Source organism: Sphingomonas degradans (assembly GCF_053502645.1).
The window spans coordinates 1895089-1912976 of sequence record NZ_CP177172.1; the positions used below are offsets into that span (position 1 = coordinate 1895089).

Annotated in this window: 16 protein-coding genes; 8 read left to right on the forward strand and 8 right to left on the reverse strand. The window is 66.9% G+C overall.

Annotation, left to right across the window (positions count from 1 at the left end):
- Nucleotides 1-51: 51 nt before the first annotated feature.
- Both ACG3SL_RS08380 and ACG3SL_RS08385 read left to right on the forward strand, forming a co-directional pair.
- Nucleotides 52-1554: a PAS domain-containing sensor histidine kinase gene (locus tag ACG3SL_RS08380; protein WP_448664673.1), complete on the forward strand. Its 1503-nt coding sequence runs from the start codon at nt 52-54 to the stop codon at nt 1552-1554.
- 11 nt (nt 1555-1565) lie between these two features.
- The gene (locus ACG3SL_RS08385; protein ID WP_448664674.1) at nt 1566-2192 is read left to right on the forward strand and encodes a response regulator transcription factor; all 627 of its coding nucleotides are present in this window, start codon (nt 1566-1568) and stop codon (nt 2190-2192) included.
- A 4-nt stretch (nt 2193-2196) separates the two neighbouring features.
- Here the strand turns inward: ACG3SL_RS08385 and ACG3SL_RS08390 are convergent, their stop codons facing one another.
- Both ACG3SL_RS08390 and ACG3SL_RS08395 read right to left on the reverse strand, forming a co-directional pair.
- The gene (locus tag ACG3SL_RS08390; protein ID WP_448664675.1) at nt 2197-5340 is read right to left on the reverse strand and encodes a sensor histidine kinase; all 3144 of its coding nucleotides are present in this window, start codon (nt 5338-5340) and stop codon (nt 2197-2199) included.
- A gap of 8 nt (nt 5341-5348) precedes the next feature.
- Complete coding sequence (locus ACG3SL_RS08395) at nt 5349-5708, reverse strand: hypothetical protein (protein WP_448664676.1); 360 nt, start codon at nt 5706-5708, stop codon at nt 5349-5351.
- Between the two features lie 173 nt (nt 5709-5881).
- On the opposite strand from ACG3SL_RS08395, the gene ACG3SL_RS08400 reads away from it, so the two are divergent.
- On the forward strand, nt 5882-6499 hold the full coding sequence (locus ACG3SL_RS08400) for a response regulator (protein WP_448664677.1): 618 nt from the start codon (nt 5882-5884) through the stop codon (nt 6497-6499).
- On the opposite strand, the gene ACG3SL_RS08405 is transcribed toward ACG3SL_RS08400, so the two are convergent.
- The 5 genes from ACG3SL_RS08405 to ACG3SL_RS08425 all read right to left on the reverse strand — a co-directional run bounded on the left by ACG3SL_RS08405 (nt 6492) and on the right by ACG3SL_RS08425 (nt 10865).
- Nucleotides 6492-7016 carry a RidA family protein gene (locus ACG3SL_RS08405; RefSeq protein WP_448664678.1) on the reverse strand — a complete coding sequence of 175 codons (525 nt, stop codon included), beginning with the start codon at nt 7014-7016 and terminating at the stop codon, nt 6492-6494. The two genes, ACG3SL_RS08400 and ACG3SL_RS08405, sit on opposite strands and share 8 nt — an antisense overlap.
- A gap of 75 nt (nt 7017-7091) precedes the next feature.
- Nucleotides 7092-7871, reverse strand: a complete 780-nt coding sequence (locus tag ACG3SL_RS08410; protein ID WP_448664679.1) for an alpha/beta fold hydrolase — start codon at nt 7869-7871, stop codon at nt 7092-7094.
- 95 nt (nt 7872-7966) lie between these two features.
- Entirely contained in the window at nt 7967-9577 is a 1611-nt protein-coding gene (locus ACG3SL_RS08415) for a GMC family oxidoreductase (protein ID WP_448664680.1), read from the reverse strand.
- 179 nt (nt 9578-9756) lie between these two features.
- Entirely contained in the window at nt 9757-10548 is a 792-nt protein-coding gene (locus tag ACG3SL_RS08420; protein WP_448664681.1) for an SDR family oxidoreductase, read from the reverse strand.
- Nucleotides 10545-10865 carry a nuclear transport factor 2 family protein gene (locus tag ACG3SL_RS08425; protein WP_448664682.1) on the reverse strand — a complete coding sequence of 107 codons (321 nt, stop codon included), beginning with the start codon at nt 10863-10865 and terminating at the stop codon, nt 10545-10547. Before ACG3SL_RS08425 ends, ACG3SL_RS08420 begins: the two co-directional genes overlap by 4 nt.
- Before the next feature lie 175 nt (nt 10866-11040).
- Here ACG3SL_RS08425 and ACG3SL_RS08430 point away from each other — a divergent pair, with 175 nt between their 5' ends.
- Both ACG3SL_RS08430 and ACG3SL_RS08435 read left to right on the forward strand, forming a co-directional pair.
- On the forward strand, nt 11041-11937 hold the full coding sequence (locus ACG3SL_RS08430) for a LysR substrate-binding domain-containing protein (RefSeq protein WP_448664683.1): 897 nt from the start codon (nt 11041-11043) through the stop codon (nt 11935-11937).
- A 395-nt stretch (nt 11938-12332) separates the two neighbouring features.
- Complete coding sequence (locus tag ACG3SL_RS08435; protein WP_448664684.1) at nt 12333-13067, forward strand: alternative oxidase; 735 nt, start codon at nt 12333-12335, stop codon at nt 13065-13067.
- Between the two features lie 355 nt (nt 13068-13422).
- Here the strand turns inward: ACG3SL_RS08435 and ACG3SL_RS08440 are convergent, their stop codons facing one another.
- Nucleotides 13423-14007, reverse strand: a complete 585-nt coding sequence (locus ACG3SL_RS08440) for an OmpA family protein (RefSeq protein ID WP_448664685.1) — start codon at nt 14005-14007, stop codon at nt 13423-13425.
- Nucleotides 14008-14272: 265 nt separating this feature from the next.
- Between ACG3SL_RS08440 and ACG3SL_RS08445 the strand changes: the two genes are divergently transcribed.
- The 3 genes from ACG3SL_RS08445 to ACG3SL_RS08455 are packed head-to-tail and all read left to right on the forward strand — an operon-like array spanning nt 14273 to nt 17876.
- Nucleotides 14273-15664 (forward strand): NAD-dependent succinate-semialdehyde dehydrogenase, encoded by a 1392-nt coding sequence (locus tag ACG3SL_RS08445; RefSeq protein WP_448664686.1) that lies wholly within the window; start codon nt 14273-14275, stop codon nt 15662-15664.
- Between the two features lie 31 nt (nt 15665-15695).
- Nucleotides 15696-16730 carry an alcohol dehydrogenase AdhP gene (gene adhP, locus ACG3SL_RS08450; RefSeq protein WP_448664687.1) on the forward strand — a complete coding sequence of 345 codons (1035 nt, stop codon included), beginning with the start codon at nt 15696-15698 and terminating at the stop codon, nt 16728-16730.
- A 36-nt stretch (nt 16731-16766) separates the two neighbouring features.
- Nucleotides 16767-17876: an Acg family FMN-binding oxidoreductase gene (locus ACG3SL_RS08455; protein ID WP_448664688.1), complete on the forward strand. Its 1110-nt coding sequence runs from the start codon at nt 16767-16769 to the stop codon at nt 17874-17876.
- The last annotated feature ends 12 nt before the right edge of the window (nt 17877-17888 follow it).

Sequence of the window (17888 nt, forward strand, 5' to 3'; positions counted from 1 at the left end):
GTATCCGATCGTTGACCCTTGCCCCGCCTGGCGGGCCGATCGCGACGGAACATGCTGACCGGACGACCCGTCACCCGCGCGTCCGCCGAGCACCTGCCCGCCTTCGCCTGGCGCGCCGATTTTGCAGGCAACTTCCTGCATCTCGATCCGCGCTTCCTCGAATGGCAAGGCGCACGGATCGAGGATCATCGCGTCAATGCCGACGGCAGCTTCAACTATGTCGATGCGGTGCATCCGGACGACGCCGATGCTGCGCTGGGCGCCTGGGTTGAGAGCCTCCGCACCGGAAAGCCCTATCTCTCGCAGCAGCGCATGCGCGGCGCGGACGGCTGCTATCGCTGGTGCCAGTGCGACGGCGTGCCGGTGCGCGATGCCAGCGGCGCGATCACCGACTGGTATGGCACGATCATCGATATCGACGAATTCAAGCGGCTCGAGATCATGTTGCGCGAACGCGAGTACGAACTCGTCAGGCTGGCGGACACGGTGCCGGTGCTGATCTGGATCGCGACCGCCACCGGCGACCCGGTGTTCATCAATCGCCGACTGTCCGAATGGGCGGGGATCGAGATGGCCGACCTCGACGACCCCGACCGTTCGCGGCTCGCCGTGGCAGTGGCGCAGACCGTGCATCCCGAGGACGCAGGTGCGGTGAGCGCGGCGCTGGGCAATTCGTTCGCCACCGGCGCGCCCTTCGCGTTGCGCTATCGCCATCGTTGCGCGAATGGCGGCTATCGCTGGGTGGAGGGCAAGGCTGAGCCGCTCCGCGACGAGATGGGGCGGATCGTTCGCTGGTACGGCGTGTCGCGCGACATCGAGGACGAGCTTCGCGATCGCGAGGCGTTGCGCACGGCGCGCGAGCGGCTGGCGCGTGCCTCCCAGGCGGCGAACCTGTCAGCGCTTTCCGCGTCGATCGCGCACGAGGTCAGCCAGCCGCTCGCCGCGATCGTCAGCAATGCCCAGGCATGCCAGCGCTGGCTGGCGGCGGACCCGCCCAATCTCGAACGGGCGCGCAGGATCGTTGCAAATATCGTCAACGACGGCTTTGCCGGCGCGCAGGTGGTCGATCGGATTCGCGAGCTGTTCCGCCAGACCGGCGCGCAGCGTATGCCCGGCCAGCTCAACCACATTGTCGCCGAAGCGCATGCGCTGCTAGACGACGAGATGCGCGCGCACGGGGTGGAGGTGTCGCTGTCGCTGGATCGCGACCTGCCGCCCATTGCCGTCGATCGTGTCCAGATCCAGCAGTTGCTGGTCAATCTGATGCGCAACGGCGCAGAGGCCATGGAGGAAAGCGCGGTCCGCCGCCTTGTGCTCGCGACGCGTCGCACCGACACGTATATGTGCCTCGAGGTCCGCGACTTTGGCTGTGGCTTCGACGACGCCGACGCCGACGCCGCCTTCGAACCCTTCGTCACCACCAAGGCGCAGGGCATGGGCATGGGCCTGGCAATCTGCCGCTCGATCGCGCGTGCCCATGGCGGCGACCTCCAGGCCGAGCCTGCGGCGCCGCAGGGAACGCGCATGGTGTTTTCGCTCCCCCTACCCGCATGAAGGAAGCCGCCATGCCCCATCCGCAACCGCTGGTGCTGATCGTCGACGACGACGGCGCGGTGCGCGCCGCGCTTCGGGAACTGCTCGACTCGGTCGGGATCGATGCGGTCAGCTATGCATCGCCGGGCGAATTGCTGGCGGCCGACCGTCAGGACCGGCCGGGCTGTTTGATCCTCGACGTCCGGATGCCGGGCGGCAGCGGTCTCGAACTCCAGCATCGCCTGGTGACGGCGGGCGATGCCAAGCCGATCATCTTTCTTACCGGACATGGCGATATTCCGATGTCGGTGGATGCGATGAAGGCCGGGGCGGTCGATTTCCTCACCAAGCCGGTTCGGGACCAGACTCTGCTCGACGCGGTATCGGTCGGTATCGCCCGCGACTGCGCGCGCCGCGCCGAAATGCGCATCACCGATCGCCTGCTCGAGCGCTACGCATCGCTTACGCCGCGCGAGCGCGCGGTAATGCAGCTGGTCGCGCAAGGCAGGCTCAACAAGCAGGTTGCCCATGATCTCTCGATCAGCGAAGTCACGGTCAAGCTTCATCGCGGCAACGTGATGCGCAAGATGGAGGTGGCGACGATCGGAGAATTGATCCGCGCCTGGAGGGAGATCGCCGCGCATCTGCCCGTGGCTTAGAGTTTCAGTCCGCTTCGTGCGCGGCAGCCTCGCGGACGCTGCGCCCGCGCCCATATGCGGCCAGAGCGGGTATCGTCAGCACGACTTCGGTGCCCCGCGCGCGGCGCGTGGAGACGCGCAGCGACCCGCCGGCGCGTACGGCGCGCTCTTCCATGCCGATCAGGCCGAAATGCCCGTCGCGTCGCTTCGCGGCCACTTCGTCCTGATCGATGCCGCGACCATCGTCGCGAATTGCCAGGGTCAGCGCGGCGAAGCCATAGGTGACGATAATCTCGACGTGCTGTGCCGCAGCGTGGCGATGCGCATTGCGCAGCGCCTCCGCCGCGATCGCGAATGCCTCTTCCCCCGCGCGGCGCGTGAGCGGTTGGGTGGCGCCCTCAACCGTGAGCGTGGTTCGCGCGGCACTGTCCTGCGCCGCGGTTTCAAGCATCTCGGTTATCCGGCGCTCCAGCGGGAGGTCGCTGGTCTCGCTGCGCAGATCGCGCACCTTGTTGCGGCCTTCCACGATCACTGCCTCCGCGCGATCGAGCGCCTCGTCGACCACACCCCGCAGCGCGTTCTCGGCGGGCAGCCGATTGGCGACGACCTGGAAGCGCAGCATAAGCCCCTGAAGCCCCTGCAACAGCGTGTCGTGCAATTCGCGCGCGATCCGTTCGCGTTCGTTGAGCCGTTCGCGCAGCAGCGCGTCGAAACGCTGGTTCAGGCGGCGAATGCGCAGCGAATAGACCAGCCAGCCAATAGCGAGCGCAGCGGCGGCGCACAGCAGAATGAACCAGCGCGATTCGACGAAGGTCGGCGGGATGACGATCTCGAGGTTCGCGCCCGTCCGATTCCAGACGCCGTCATCGTTGCTGGCGATGACCTGAAAGCGATAGCGGCCAGGGCCAAGGCCCGTATAGATCGCCTGCCGCCGAGCCCCCGGATCGACCCAGTCGGCATCGACCCCGGCCAGGCGGTAGCGGAACGATACGCGCCGCGGCACGCCAAGGCTGGTCGCGGTGAAGTCGATCTGGAGGTTGCGGGCACCGGCGGGCAAATCAAGCGACGGCGCCACGGCCATGGGTCTGCCGTCCGCCGCGAGTGCCCGTATCACTACCGGCGGAGGCAGCGCATTGCGCGCGATGCGGCGGGGGTCGAGCGAATAGATGCCGGTCCGGTTGGCGAACCACAGCCGTCCATCGGCGGCCTCCACCAGATCGGTAAAGCCACGGACGCTGCTGGTGCCGATCACCCCGTCATCCTGGTCGAAGATGCGATAGGCCAAGGCGCCGGGCCGCCCCTCGATCCGCGCGGACAAAGCGGCGGTGGGCACCCGCACCAGCCCGGCCTGCGATTGCAGCCACGTCTCGCCCGCCGCGTTCTGCACCAGTCCCGATACGTCGCCAAAGACGCCGTTCTCGCCCGCAGGCACCATCCGGATACGGCCGTCGCGCAGCATGCCCAGCCCGCTTTCGCCGCCAATCAGCAATCCGTCGGGACGCTGCAAGATCGCACCGACAAAGGTGAACGGGTTGCGCGCATACCCGATCAGCGTGCGAAACCGGCGTCCGTCAAATGCCGCAGTATAGCCATAGCCAATATAGGTGATTACGCCGTCGCGGCCCTGCGCCATCATGTAGGGAAAGGCATTCGGACGATCGTCGAACACCATCGCCTGCGGGTTGCGATCGCTCTGATCGTATCGAAGGAGCCCGTGCGATGACATCCCGAGCCACAGCCGTCCCTCGCGATCCTCGAAACATCGCGAGGCGACTGCAAGCGGCCGGTCCGCCGGCGGTATCCGAACGCTGCGAGTACGCTCGCCGCCGACAAGGCGCACCGTATCGGGCGCGATGCGGACCCACAAACCCGCGTCGCGCGCCGCGCAGGCGATGTCGTCCGGACCCAGGCTTGCGGCCGGCAGCGGCACCGCCTTACCATCGTCAGCGATCCGAAAGAAACGCCGGTCCACGCGCGCGAATATGGTTCTGCGCCCATCGGCAAAGATCTGGTGCGCACGCGTCTCGCTCGGAACGACTGCACGCAATTGTGGATCGACCGCGCTGTTGTGGACCACGTCCACCGGATGGAAACGGTCGATCCCGCGATCGGTGCCGACCCACCAATTGCCCTCGCGGTCCTGGAACGGCGCAGTGGCATAATTGGCATCGCCGCGCGCGCTCTCGAAAACCGTCGCCTCGCGTGCGGCGCTCGGGGCACTGCCGGGCAAGGTGAATTTGAGGATCCGGCGTGAATAGCTTGCCACCCAACCATCGCCATTCCGCCCGACGCCGATTGCCGGGTCCGACATGCCCTCTGGCAGAATCACGACCGTGCGGCCGGTAGCACGCCCCGCCCCGAACTGGCGGATTCGCTTGCCATCCGCGACCAGGACGCCGCCCCCGCCATCCCGGCTCAAGGTGCAGACCTCGCCCAGCTCCGCGACAACCGTCGGCGCTAGGGTGACCGGATCGATGCGTATCAGGCGGCGTTTGTCGTCGTTGCGAAGGCAGGCCCAGATTGATCCGTCGCGCGCGGCCAGCGCCTGGATCGGGCGCCCCAGTTCGGCATAGTTGCGCCTGGTCCAGCGTTCGCCGGCATGGCGATACAAGGACGCCGAACTCACCGCCCAGATTGCGCCATCGGGCGCTTCAGACAGGCTGTCGGTCCAGCCCCTGGGCGCCTCGCCCGGAGAAGCAGGAAGAACGCGACCGCCTTTGCTGCGGGCGAGGCCTGCAAAGCCATAGCCTATCCACAACTCGCCCCGTCGGGTGCCGAGCAGCGTGCGTACGCCCGATCCGCCGGTCTTCTCCAGCGCGGGCATCCTCTCGAAACGGACCCCGTCAAACCGCCACAGGCCCTGGCCGGTCCCGATCCACAGAAAGCCGTCAGCCGTCTGGGCGATCGAAGTCACGCTGCTTGGGGCGCCTTCCTCAACGGTGAAGCTGGTACGCTTATATCCAGGCATCACTGGCAAGCTGGGCCCGGCAGCGGTCAGCGCGGCCCATGCGACGATCGCCAGCATCGCCATTCGCGCGTACGAACGCATCCCGCTCCAACCCTCGAATGACAGACACCGAACGGGATATACGCGCGGCGGGCAATCGGCCAGCATCGCGTGCATCGCCGTCGTTTCGATCGTGGCGGCGTCATCGTGACGCGACGCCATGCATGCCCTCATGCATCGTCTCGATCGCGCGGGAGCAGCCGGATATTGCGCCGCCCGAACAGCCACGCGTCCAGCGACAGCGACCCGGGGCCGGTCAAAGCCAGGGCCAGGGCCAGGCTGGCCACCAGCAAAGGGCCCAGTGTCCACGCAGCCGACGCCATGATCAGCGCCAGCGCGGCCAGAGCCGCCCACCGGGTGCACAGCCCGACCACGATCAGCGCCGTGGCACCAGCGCCGATCCCATGCACCGCCGCGCCATGGACCCCGCTGGTGCTGCAAAGCAGCAGGAGCAGCGCGACGACACCCCGCAGAATAAGCAGTCCTTGGCCGGCGCGCCCGGCGGGAAAGGACGAAGGGTCTGAATCCATGCCGATTCATGGTACCTGCCTGCGCCCTGTCAAACCCCCGAACCCGCGTGCAAACACTCACCCGTTCTGGGGTGGACGATGCGTGCCGCGACACCCATTATGGCGCGGGTGCGTGCGCGCCGATCACATCGAATGGGACTGGGAGAATGGTGGCACCGAGGCCGATCCGGATTATGATCGCGGACGATCATCCGATACTTCGAGATGGCGTGGCAGCATTGCTGGATAGCCAGCCAGACATGCTCCTTATCGGCGAAGCGAGCGATGGTGCCGATGCCATCCGCCACTATGCGGCGCTGCGTCCGGATGTGACGCTGATGGATCTGCAGATGCCCGGAATGGGCGGGGTGGCCGCAATCCGCGCGATCCGCGAGGAATATCCGCGCGCGCGTATCCTGGTGCTCACCACCTATGACGGCGACGCCCAGGCGGCGGAAGCGCTGCGGGCGGGCGCGGCGGGCTTCCTGCTCAAGACCGCGCTACGCCGCGAATTGCTGGACACGATCCGGACTATCCACGCCGGGCGCCGGCACGTCCCGGCGGCGATCGCCCAGGAAATCGCGCTCCATGCCGGTGACGAGTCGCTGAGCGCGCGCGAGCAGGCGGTGCTGGCGCTCGTAGCCGAGGGCCTGGCCAACAAGGAAGTCGCCTGGGAACTCGGTGTGGCAGAGGACACGATCAAGACGCATCTCAAGAACATTTTCGCCAAGCTGGGCGTATCCGATCGCACCCTGGCGGTGACTACCGCGATGCGTCGCGGTATCCTGAGCAGCGCGGCCTCGCCTAATTAGCGGAACCCGGCGCACCCGTTGAGCGGTGCTTGGCCGCGACTGCCTCGATCTCGACCAAATAGCCCGGATCGCCCAATGCCGCGACCTGCACTGTCGTTCGCGCTACCAGATTGGGCTGTTCGGCGGTCCCGAAGAAGCGGAGATAGGCGCGCGTGAACCCCGCCATATCAAGCCGGCCCTGCCGTTCAGGCACGCCGACGAGGAAGACGGTCAGCTTCACCACATCGCCCAGACCATAGCCGCGGCGGGCCAGCGTTTGCTCGATCTTGCCAAGCACGATCATGGTCTGGGCTTCGGTATCGCCGTACGCTTGCGGCGTGTTGGCGGGCGCGGCGCCGCTGGGGAGGGATGCCACTTCGCCGCTGAGATACAGGGTCTCAGCCGTTGCCGGCACCGTGACCGATTCCACGATCGGGAGCGTAGCGTGTCGCCCGTGACGCTCGATTTCCTGTGCCTGCGCGGCGAAAGCCCCCACGAGGAGTGCCGGGAGTGCCGAAAGAAAGGGGCTGCCGAACATCACGAACTCCAAAATCGCGCCGCGCCAGCGCCTGCCCTGCCTGACCGATCGCCGGGCGGGAGCTTCCGGTCCTGTTCAGTTGCTGGCGGTGGTCTTCGCGCTCCGTGCGCCCTTTGCCGCCTGTTCGATGACGTCTGCCACCGCCTTGGGCTGGGTGAGGAACACGACGTGGCTTCCCCGCACCTCGGTGGCGATGGCACCGATGCGGCGCGCCGTGCTGCGCAGCAGTTTCGGGTCTATCGCGCCATCCTCGGTCGCGACTACCGCCCAGCTGGGCTTGGTTTTCCACGCGGCAAACGTGACCTTGGCGCCAAGCGCCGCCATCGCCACCGGCACCTGGCTGTCGCGCAGGAACGCTGCAACCGCGTCGCTGGTGTCGCCCGCGAAGCCTGCCTTGAACTTGTCCTTGTTGAGCGTCGCGAAACCGTCGGCCGTTTGCTCGGGCACGAAATTGGGCGGGGGCGCGGCCTCGGCATATTGGTCGAGCGTGGATTTGCCGACGTCGGGGGCAAAGGCCGCCACATAGACGAGACCGACCACCTTATCGTTGCCGCCGGCCTGCGTAATGACACTGCCGCCATAGCTGTGCCCGACGAGAATTGTCGGGCCGTCCTGCCGGGCGAGCACCCGATTGGTTGCCGCCACGTCGTCCTCGAACGAGGTCAGCGGGTTCTGCACGATGGTGACGCGGTAGCCGCGAGACGTAAGCTCGTCATACACCCCTTTCCACCCCGATCCGTCCGCGAAAGCGCCGTGGACGAGCACGATATTCTTGACGGTCTGTGCCTGCGCGACACTCGAAAGACTGACCGCAGCCGTTGCCGCAGCAGCGAGGATGGCGTTTCGAAACTTCATGACGGTTTCCTTCTCTGAAGTGCGAATTCTGTCCGCCTGCGCCGGAGTTCCCATCCATTGAACCCGAAGCGGAAGGACGATCGATTGGCCGGACCTCACACTCGGTGAGTCGCGCGGATCATTTCCGCAGCACGTTCGCCGATGACCGCGCACGGGGCCTGCGTGTTGCCTGTCGTGACACGGGGCATGATCGAGCCGTCTGCGATGCGCAGCCCCTGGACGCCGTAAACCTTGAGCGAACCATCGACGACGGACATGGCATCGCGCCCCATCTTCGCCGTGCAGGTCTGATGCCAATACGTCACCGCCGCGTTCCGGATATAGTCGGCCATCGCTGCACCCTTGAGGTTGCCGGGCATCGCTTCGCGTTTCACGAACGGTCGAAACGCCTGCGCATTGCCCAGCGCGCGGCACAACTCGACACAGCGCGCGGCGGCGCGCACGTCCTCGGGGTCGGACAGCATGTTCGCGTCGATCTCGAGCGGCGCCGAAGCGTCGGAATCGCGCAGCCGCAGTCGCCCTCTGCTCTTCGGCTGCGCCAGACCGGCAAACATCGTCCAGCCATGCTCCGGCACGCCAAGCGCGGCGGTTCGCTCGCTCGGAACCGGAAACTCGACCTGGCAGAACAGGATGTCCGGAGCATCCAGTTCGGGCCGGCTTTTCCAATACAGCGATGCTTCGCTTCCGCCGTTCCGGGGCGGGATGGGTTCGTTATATTCCCAGGTGCAGCCGAACGACACGTGATCCTGAAAATTCTGCCCCACCCCCGGCAGGTGCTGCGCGACCGCAATCCCGACGCGGTTGAGTTCGGCCTGGTCGCCTATTCCAGAGTGCATCAATATCTTCGGCGTCTGAATCGCGCCCAACGAAAGCACCACTTCCAATCGCGCGCCGATCGTCAGGCGTTCGCCGCCGCGTTCGATCTCCACGCCCGTCGCACTTTTGCTGTCCAGGATCACGCGCCGCACCAGTGTGTGGGGCAGAACCGTCAGATTGGGCCTGTCCAAGATCGGTCGCACATAGGCACGGAACAAGGAATGGCGGCGGCCGTCGCGAATGAGCAGGTCGGTGAGCGCTGCGCCACCGGGCCCCTCCATCATGCGTCCATTGGGGCTGTCGAAGGTCGGGATGCCAAGCTCGGTGGCGGCGCCCAGCATCGCTTGCGCGACCGGGCTGGGGTCAGAGGCCGGCTCGACCCAGACGGGGCCGGAAGCGCCGCGATAGTGGGAATCCGGCGCACCCTGCCAGTTTTCGATCCGACGATAGATGCCGAGGACATTCTCATACCCCCATTTGTCATCGCCGGCCTCGGCGGCGAAGAAATCCCAGTCGCTGCGATGGCCGCGCGCCCATAGCATTACGTTGACGCTCGATCCGCCGCCCAGAACCCTGCCCATCGGCATGGGAATTGCGCGCCCGTTCAGATGGGGGTTGGAGGTTGCCTGAAACGGCCAGACCCGTTCGCTGCCGAGGTTGACCGGCCATTGCCCGGGATCGAGCACGGCCTCGACGTCGTCGCTGCCCCCGGCCTCGATCAACAGGACCTGGACGTCCGGATTTTCCGCCAGACGCGCGGCAACGACCGAGCCCGATGCGCCGGCGCCGCAGACAATGAAGTCATAAGCGGGCTTCAGCGCAGCCGCGAGACCTGGCTGGTTCGCATTGGCCCTTTCCTGAAATTCCGCCTGATCCGTTGCGCTCGACATCTCTACACTCCTTGAGAGACCAGCGGCCTCGGGGACGTGTGGATTGTTACGAAGGCCGCTTCGGCGGACAATCGTGGCAGGCGTGTGGGTTACAGCCAAATAATTGCATGAGGAGAGGCACAAATCCGGCCTGAACCCCTCCCATGCTATTCCCGGGTATAGGTTCGGTCCATGACTCGCTACACCGTGGGCACCGTGCCGCCGTCGATGGTGAACTCTGCGCCATGGATCGCGGCGGCGCGACCCGATGCCAGAAAGACGATGAGCTCGGCCACTTCCTCGGGCTGCGCTGCCCGACCCAGCGGGATGCCGCCCAGCGCATCGACAATGCTCTGCCGCGCCCTATCCTCGCTGAAGTCCGATGCCGCGGCGATCCGCTTTACCAGTGCGTCCGACGCGCTGGTGTAGATCCACCCGGGGGAAACGACATTGACCCGCACGCCCTTTGGCCCGACCTCTTTCGACAGCGCCTTGCTATAGGTCACCAGCGCCGCCTTTGCCGCGGCATAGGCCGTGGTGGACTCGGGAAGCGGCAGCTTGCGCTGGATCGATCCGGTATGCACCACCACGCCCGATCCGCCGGCCAGCATGTGCGGGATCAGAAGGCGATCGAGCCGCACCGCGCTCATCAGGTTGATATCGAGTTCCTGTTGCCAATGCCGGTCCTCTAGCGCCGCGAAGCCGCCAGCCGGCGAAGACGAGCCGCCGACGACATGCGCCAGGATATCGACGCCGCCGAGCCGCTCGACCGCAGCGGCGGCAAAGGCGGAAACGCCCTCCGCCGTGCTCAGATCGGCCTCCACGAACGCGTCCGCCGCCATGAAGTCGGGCGGCCCCGACCGCGCGGTGGTGATGACGCGCGCGCCACCGGCAACGAACCGCTGAAAGGTCGCGGCGCCCGCCCCCTTGGTTCCGGCGGTGAGGACCACGCGCTTGCCGCGAAACTCCTCCGGATCGATCCTAGCCATCATTTGATCTCCAGATCGGTGATGCTCTCGCCATCAAGGACGAAGCGGAACGTGAGCGTCACGGGGCTGCCGGGGAACGCGCCCGAAACCTCCGCCGTCACTTCGTGCGTTGCGCCATGCGAGCGGATCGCCTGCGGCGTCGCGATTGCCGAGACCGCAATCGTCGACTGCCTGATCCATGCGCGAATCGCGTCTCTGCCTTCATGCGTCTGGCTTTCGTCGCGGACGAGTGCCGCCGCCGCGAACGGCGCGACCATCGCCTCGAGGTCCTGCTTCGCATTGGCATTGAAATAGCTCTGAAGGGGTGCAGGCAAGATCATGTGCGCTTCCTTTCCGTTGGATGCTCGTACCCGTCGGAAATAGCCCTCGCCCGGTGTTACGATAAGCGGGACAGAAGCGGACGAGGCGTCACGCGCAACGGGATAATCCACGCCACCGGTCGACCAAAACCATCGAGGGGTTGATCTGCACGGCAAAGCCCTGACAAACGGCGTCATGTATCGTGAGGGGTTGAAGGAACTCGCGGCGGTCGTCGCCATCGCGAAGCGCGGCTCGTTCCGCGCTGCCGCGCTCGATTTGGGTATGTCGACGACCGCGCTGAGCAACGCCGTCGGCAAACTCGAAGCCAATCTCGGCGTCCGCCTATTCAACCGCACTACGCGGAGCGTTTCGCTCACCGAGGCCGGACGGCAATTCGTGGAGCAGGTGCGCCCTGCCCTGCAGGACATTGCCGACGCGATGGAAAATGCCCGGTCGCAACAGACGGTCCCGTCCGGCACGATCCGGATCAACGCATTCCCCACCGGCGCGCGCGCGATCATGGCGCCGCTGGTCGTCGAATTCGTCCGCCGCTATCCGCAGGTCCATGTCGATATCGTCACCGAGGCGCGGCTGGTCGACGTCGTCGCTGACGGCTTCGACCTGGGGGTGCGGGAGTTCGACCTCGTCCCCAGCGACATGATCGCGCTCTCGCTCCGTCGCCCGCAGCGGTTCGCGGTCGCCGGCACTCCCGCGTATTTCGAGGCGCGCGCACGGCCGAACAACCCCGCCGACCTCTTGCAGCACCCATGTATCCGCGTCCGCCTGCCCGATGGCTCGCTGTACCGATGGCAGTTTCGCAGGGGCGAGGAAACGGCGGAGGTCGATGTCCGCGGCCCGGTCACCCTCGATGAGGCGAGCATTGCCCGCATGGCCGTGATCGCGGGCCTGGGCCTCGGCTTTTTCATGGAACAGGACGTGCGCGAAGATATCGAGGCCGGTCGCCTGATCCGAGTGCTGGAAGACTGGACGCCGCCCTTCGGCAGCCTGTGCCTCTATTATCCCGGCCGCAGAAACCCTTCGGCCGCATTGAGGGCCTTTCTGGACCTCGCCCGCGAGCGCAGCGGCGCGTGAACAGCGCCGGTCCACGCAACCGCCGATGCCGCTCAGGAAGCGCACGACCCGTCGATTGAAGCCCGGCGCGGCATGCCGAATGCGGCGTTCCCCGCGCGATCCCCATGGCGAAGATCGTAGCGGTCTTCATCGGCGTCGAACGCATATTCCATCCGCCCCGCTCACCGTAAGCAACCGCCGCAGATAACCCGCGCTCACGCCGGTCCGGGGCTCGATCCCCCTACGCGCGGCACGTTCCCAAGGAAACGGGACGTGCCGATTCCACGAATGGAGAGTCAGCCGGGTACCCCGTCGAACGATCGATACGGGCCGGGCGGTAGCGGCCACGTCCTGACGCCCGCTTTCGCGAGACCCGCGCAGGCGCTTGCTATGCCCCCATGTTCAGGAGTTACGTCATGAGCCCGGTTCCCGAGATTGACCTTGCCATCCATCACCCGCCCCACGGCGGCTCCGATCGCTTCGCGCTGGGCGTGACGAAGCTGCTGCGGTTCTTCGCCGACACCTTCTTCGCCAAACGCTATGGCCACCGTGCCATCGTGCTGGAAACCGTGGCGGCCGTGCCGGGCATGGTCGGTGCCACGCTCACCCATCTGCGGTGCCTACGGCGGATGGAATCGGATCGCGGCTGGATCCGCATCCTGATGGAAGAGGCGGAGAACGAGCGCATGCACCTCATGACCTTTCTCGAGGTGTGCAAGCCGACGCTGTTCGAGCGCCTGATCGTGCTGATCGTGCAATGGTTCTTCTATCTCGGCTTTTTCGCGCTGTACCTGATCAGCCCGAAGACCGCGCACCGGCTGGTCGGCTATTTCGAGGAGGAGGCCGTCGTCAGCTACACGCATTACCTTGAGGAAATCGATGCGGGGCGCAGCCCCAACGTCGCCGCCCCGGTGATCGCACGCCGCTATTGGGGGCTTGCCGAGGACGCGACGCTTCGCGACGTGGTGCTGGTGATCCGCGCGGACGAGGCGCATCATCGCGACGTGAACCACGCCTTTGCGGCCGACCTGCGAGGCGCGACGCCGGGGGCGGTTTCCCCCTATCCGTGGCACGCAGCGGAGCTGGAGGGTGCGGCCCCCCAGGCGCCGACACCTGCCGCCACGCCGGCGTCGACGACCCAGCCCGCCTGACCCGATCGCGGGGCCAAAGCACAGGCGCGGAGGCGGTGTGGGAGAGTGCCCCCATGCCGCCCCCGCGCCTTATCGCCGCGCCCTGCCGACCAAGGCCCCTCGCAACGGTGTTTGGCAAAAGGGTGGAGGAGCAGACCGGCACGCGCTGTTTTGAGGGAAACGCGGTCCGGTCTGCTCGCTCCGGCGGCCGCGCCCGGGGAGGCGCGTTGGGCCCGCCAACTTGCGGTCGGAGACCGGGCAGCGAGGGGCTTCGCTGCATTGGCGCTCCCGGCCAGGACACCCATCTACCCGATCCTGATCGGCCAGATCCGTGACATGGGGTGAGTGCGCCTTCAGTCGCTCGAACGCCCGGCGATTACCGCGCGTCCATGGAGAGGACCAGGCCAACGCGCTCGCTCTGCGCAGGGCCCGGTGCCGCGATCGAAGTCCCGGCGGGAAGAAGGGCGTTGTCCCTGCCTTCAAAGGAAAGGCGGGAGGGCTCGATACCGCCTGCCACCAGCGCATCGACCAGCCATCGCGCGCGCGCCTCGGACAGCTTCCGGTTGGATCGCCGGTCGCCCTGCGCACCGGTAAAGCCGATGATATGGGCGTTCGTGCGCGGATAGGCCTTCAGCATGTCGACAAGCCGGGGGATGCGCGCCGCCGCAACGGGCTCTGGGACCACGGCCTTGCCGCGAAACTGCGTGCCGCCAAGCTCGAAATACGCGCTTTGCCGTGCGCCTGCCTGGTCGGCACGGTCCAGCCAATCGACCAGATGCTGGGCGATGCTGCCGTCCGGCGCGAAGAGGGGCGCACCATTGGGCAGAATCTCAACGTCCATCGGCGGCTGGAGCGTGTCGGCGGTGGCGGCGATCGCGCTACGTTGCTGACACGCGCGCAACCCCAGTGTTGCCGCGACGATGGCCGCGATGAAAAGACCGAAAAAGACGAGCCGGACCATTGCAGATACCTCGGGGGGAACGCGCCCGGAATCGGCGCCGCGCGGACCATCCGGCAATGCGCGCGCCTGCACAGGTGAGTTCGGGTTAGCGTGGCATCGTCGATGCGCGACCGATGGCGGTCGTGTCGCATCCGCTACGTAACTAACCGCATAGGTCGCGCGGGCACGCCCCGTCATCAGGGTGGCCGACCGGCGGCGTGGCGCGGCGATCCGCGTGCCCTGCCGGCAGACGCGGCGCATTTGCGCGCCGCTGAAGGAGCGTTCGATGCCTTACGCCACCACCAATCCCTATACCGGCGCGCTTGTGGAGTCCTTTCCCGACGCGACCGACGCCGAAGTGCTTCTGGCGATCGACACGGCCGATCGCGCCTTTCGCGCATGGCGCGACACCAGCTTCGCCGAACGCGCCGCCGTGATGCGCAGCGCGGCGACGATCCTGCGCCGCGATGCCGATCGCTATGCCCGCCTGCTCACGCTGGAAATGGGCAAGCTGCTGGGCGAGGCGAAGGCCGAAGTCGAACTGTCCGCCGCGATCTTCGACTATTATGCCGACAATGCCGAGCGCCTGCTCGCGCCCGAGACGCTGCCCGTGGCGAGCCCCGACGAGGGCGAGGCCATTCTGGTGCACGAACCGCTGGGCGTGCTGCTGGCGATCGAGCCGTGGAACTTCCCCTATTACCAGATCGCCCGGATCATCGCCCCGCAACTGTCGGCGGGCAACACGATGCTGCTCAAGCACGCGGCCAATGTGCCCCAGAGCGCGGCAACGTTCGTGGCGCTGATGCGCGAGGCGGGGTTGCCCGAGGGGGCGTTCCAGAACCTCTACGCCACCCATGCCCAGATCGAATTGATCCTCAACGATCCGCGCGTCCACGGCGTCGCGCTGACGGGGTCGGAAGCCGCCGGCGCAGTCGTCGCGGCGCAGGCGGGCAAGGCGCTCAAGAAATCGACGATGGAACTGGGTGGAGCCGATGCCTTTGTCGTGCTGGCCGATGCCGATCTCGACAAGACCGTCGGTTGGGCGGTGTTCGGGCGGCACTGGAACGGCGGACAGGTCTGCGTCTCGTCCAAGCGCATGATCATCGTCGATGACGTCTACGACGCCTTTGTCGAGCGCTATACCAAGGGAGTCGCCGCGCTCCGCATGGGCGACCCGCTCGACCCCGAAACCACGCTGGCGCCGCTGTCCTCGCAAAAGGCCGCCGACGATCTGCGCGACATGGTCGCCCGGGCCGTCGCGCATGGCGCCACCGCCACGCCGGTCGGGCCCGACGCACCCAATCGCGGCGCGTTCGTACAGCCCGTGATCCTGACCGATATTGGTGAGGACAATCCGGCCCGCCACTGGGAGTTCTTCGGCCCCGTCTCGATGCTGTTCCGCGCCAGGGACGAGGACGACGCCGTGCGGATCGCCAATGATTCGCCGTTCGGGCTGGGCGGATCGGTGTTCACCGCCGACACCGCACGCGGCGCGGCGGTGGCACGCCGGATCTCGACCGGCATGGTGTTCGTAAACCATCCGACGATGGTCAAGGCCGACCTGCCGTTCGGCGGGGTCCGCCGCTCGGGCTATGGCCGCGAACTGCTCGGGCTGGGGATCAAGGAATTCGTCAATCACAAGCTGATCGACGTGGTCGACATCGACGCGCCGTTCTGAACCCGGCCGACATCCCATCAGGAGCGAACCCATGCAAAAGACCATGAAGGCGGCCGTCGTCCGCGAATTCGGCAAGCCGCTCGTCATCGAGGAAGTGACCGTGCCGATGCCCGGCCCCGGCCAGATCCTCGTCAAGATCGCCGCCACCGGCGTGTGCCACACCGATCTGCACGCCGCCGAGGGCGACTGGCCGGTCAAGCCCAACCCGCCCTTCATCCCCGGCCATGAAGGCGTCGGCCATGTCGTCGCGGTGGGCACCGGCGTCACCCATGTGAAGGAAGGCGACCGGGTCGGCGTGCCGTGGCTCTACTCCGCCTGCGGCCACTGCGTGCACTGCCTGGGCGGGTGGGAGACGCTGTGCGAGACGCAGCAGAACACCGGCTATTCGGTCAATGGCAGCTTCGCCGAATATGTGCTGGCCGATCCCAATTATGTCGGCCACCTGCCCGCCAATATCGGCTTTGTCGACATCGCGCCGGTGCTGTGCGCGGGGGTGACGGTGTACAAGGGGCTGAAGGTCACCGATACCAAGCCGGGCGACTGGGTCGCGATCTCCGGGATCGGCGGGCTCGGCCATATGGCGGTGCAATATGCCAAGGCGATGGGGCTGAATGTGGTCGCGGTCGATATTGACGACGCGAAGCTGACGCTGGCGCAGGAACTGGGCGCATCGCTGACCGTCAATGCACTGCACACCGATCCGGCGGCGTTCATCAAGAAGGAGATCGGCGGGGCGCAGGGCGTGCTGGTCACCGCCGTCAGCCCCAAGGCATTCCAGCAGGCGATGGGCATGGTCCGGCGCGGCGGGACCGTCTCGCTCAACGGGCTGCCACCGGGTGATTTCCCGCTGTCGATCTTCGACACGGTGCTGAACGGCGTCACCGTGCGCGGCTCGATCGTCGGGACCCGGCTCGATCTGCAGGAATCGCTCGACTTCGCCGCCGCCGGCAAGGTCCGCGCCACCGTCGCCACCGACACGCTGGAGAACATCAACGGCGTGTTCGATCGCATGCATCGCGGCGAGATCGAAGGCCGCATCGTCCTGGATTTCGAGCAGGCGGCATAGCGCCCCAGTCGGGGCAACGTTGAAGGAGCCCGGGCGATGAACAGGCGCCAGATGCTGATCGGGGGCGGCGCGATCGTGGCGGGCGCCGCCGCCGCCGGTTATGGCTGTTCGGGCACGGGCTCGATGGCGGCCTATGCCGATGCGATGGCGGCACAACGCGCCCTTCTGTCCGCGCATCCCCCGCTTGCCGAACTGATCCGCTATGCCACGCTGGCGGCGAGCGGGCACAACACCCAGCCCTGGCGGTTCCAACCGGACCCGCGCCGCATCGCGATCCTTCCCGATTTCGCGCGGCGCACGCACGTGGTCGATCCCGACGACCACCATCTGTTCGCCAGCCTGGGCTGCGCGGCGGAAAATCTGGCACTCGCCGCCGCCGCGTCGGGCCGACGGGGCGAACCACGGTTCGATCCGCACGCGGCGGGATCGGTCGTCTTGGACTTCGCCACGGGACCGGCGGAACGCTCGGCGCTGTTCGACGCGATCCCGAAACGCCAGTCGACGCGCGCCGACTATGACGGGCGGCGCGTGCCCCCGGCCGATCTCGCGACGCTGGCCGCCGCCGCGCGCGTGCCGGGCGTCGATCTCGTACTGCTGACCGCGCCGCCGCAGATCGATCGCGTGCTCGAACTGGTCCAGTCGGGCAATCGCGCGCAGATGACCGATCCCGCGTTCATGCGCGAACTCAAGCAATGGCTGCGGTTCAATCCGCGCCAGGCGCTGGCGCATGGCGACGGGCTGTTCGGCCCGGCAAGCGGCAATCCCGCCGTACCGGCATGGCTCGGCGGACTGTTCTTCGACTGGGCGTTCACTGCGGCGTCCGAAAACGACAAATATGCCCGCCAGATTCGTTCTTCCGCCGGGGTCGCGGTCTTCGTGTCCGAGCAAGCGGACAAGGATCACTGGGTACGCGCGGGCCACGCATGCCAGCGTTTCGCGTTGCAAGCGACCGCGCTCGGGCTCAGACACGCCTTCATCAACCAGCCCGTCGAAGTCGCCGCGCTGCGCCCCGAACTCGCGGCGCTGATCGGAATGCCGGGGCGCCGGCCCGATCTGGTGATGCGCTTCGGATACGGCCCCACCATGCCCTTCTCGCCGCGCCGGCCAGCGGCGGCGGTGCTGGCGCCGCCCGCCGGGTCGATCTGATCGCGGCGCGCA

Coding starts and splice junctions, on each gene's coding strand:
- ACG3SL_RS08435 (WP_448664684.1), top strand. CDS start 12,333: ATGAGCCCGGTTCCCGAGATTGACCTTGCCATCCATCACCCGCCCCAC.
- adhP (WP_448664687.1), top strand. CDS start 15,696: ATGCAAAAGACCATGAAGGCGGCCGTCGTCCGCGAATTCGGCAAGCCG.
- ACG3SL_RS08445 (WP_448664686.1), top strand. CDS start 14,273: ATGCCTTACGCCACCACCAATCCCTATACCGGCGCGCTTGTGGAGTCC.
- ACG3SL_RS08380 (WP_448664673.1), top strand. CDS start 52: ATGCTGACCGGACGACCCGTCACCCGCGCGTCCGCCGAGCACCTGCCC.
- ACG3SL_RS08395 (WP_448664676.1), bottom strand. CDS start 5,708: ATGGATTCAGACCCTTCGTCCTTTCCCGCCGGGCGCGCCGGCCAAGGA.
- ACG3SL_RS08405 (WP_448664678.1), bottom strand. CDS start 7,016: ATGTTCGGCAGCCCCTTTCTTTCGGCACTCCCGGCACTCCTCGTGGGG.
- ACG3SL_RS08430 (WP_448664683.1), top strand. CDS start 11,041: ATGTATCGTGAGGGGTTGAAGGAACTCGCGGCGGTCGTCGCCATCGCG.
- ACG3SL_RS08390 (WP_448664675.1), bottom strand. CDS start 5,340: ATGGCGTCGCGTCACGATGACGCCGCCACGATCGAAACGACGGCGATG.
- ACG3SL_RS08420 (WP_448664681.1), bottom strand. CDS start 10,548: ATGATGGCTAGGATCGATCCGGAGGAGTTTCGCGGCAAGCGCGTGGTC.
- ACG3SL_RS08440 (WP_448664685.1), bottom strand. CDS start 14,007: ATGGTCCGGCTCGTCTTTTTCGGTCTTTTCATCGCGGCCATCGTCGCG.
- ACG3SL_RS08415 (WP_448664680.1), bottom strand. CDS start 9,577: ATGTCGAGCGCAACGGATCAGGCGGAATTTCAGGAAAGGGCCAATGCG.
- ACG3SL_RS08410 (WP_448664679.1), bottom strand. CDS start 7,871: ATGAAGTTTCGAAACGCCATCCTCGCTGCTGCGGCAACGGCTGCGGTC.
- ACG3SL_RS08455 (WP_448664688.1), top strand. CDS start 16,767: ATGAACAGGCGCCAGATGCTGATCGGGGGCGGCGCGATCGTGGCGGGC.
- ACG3SL_RS08425 (WP_448664682.1), bottom strand. CDS start 10,865: ATGATCTTGCCTGCACCCCTTCAGAGCTATTTCAATGCCAATGCGAAG.
- ACG3SL_RS08400 (WP_448664677.1), top strand. CDS start 5,882: ATGATCGCGGACGATCATCCGATACTTCGAGATGGCGTGGCAGCATTG.
- ACG3SL_RS08385 (WP_448664674.1), top strand. CDS start 1,566: ATGCCCCATCCGCAACCGCTGGTGCTGATCGTCGACGACGACGGCGCG.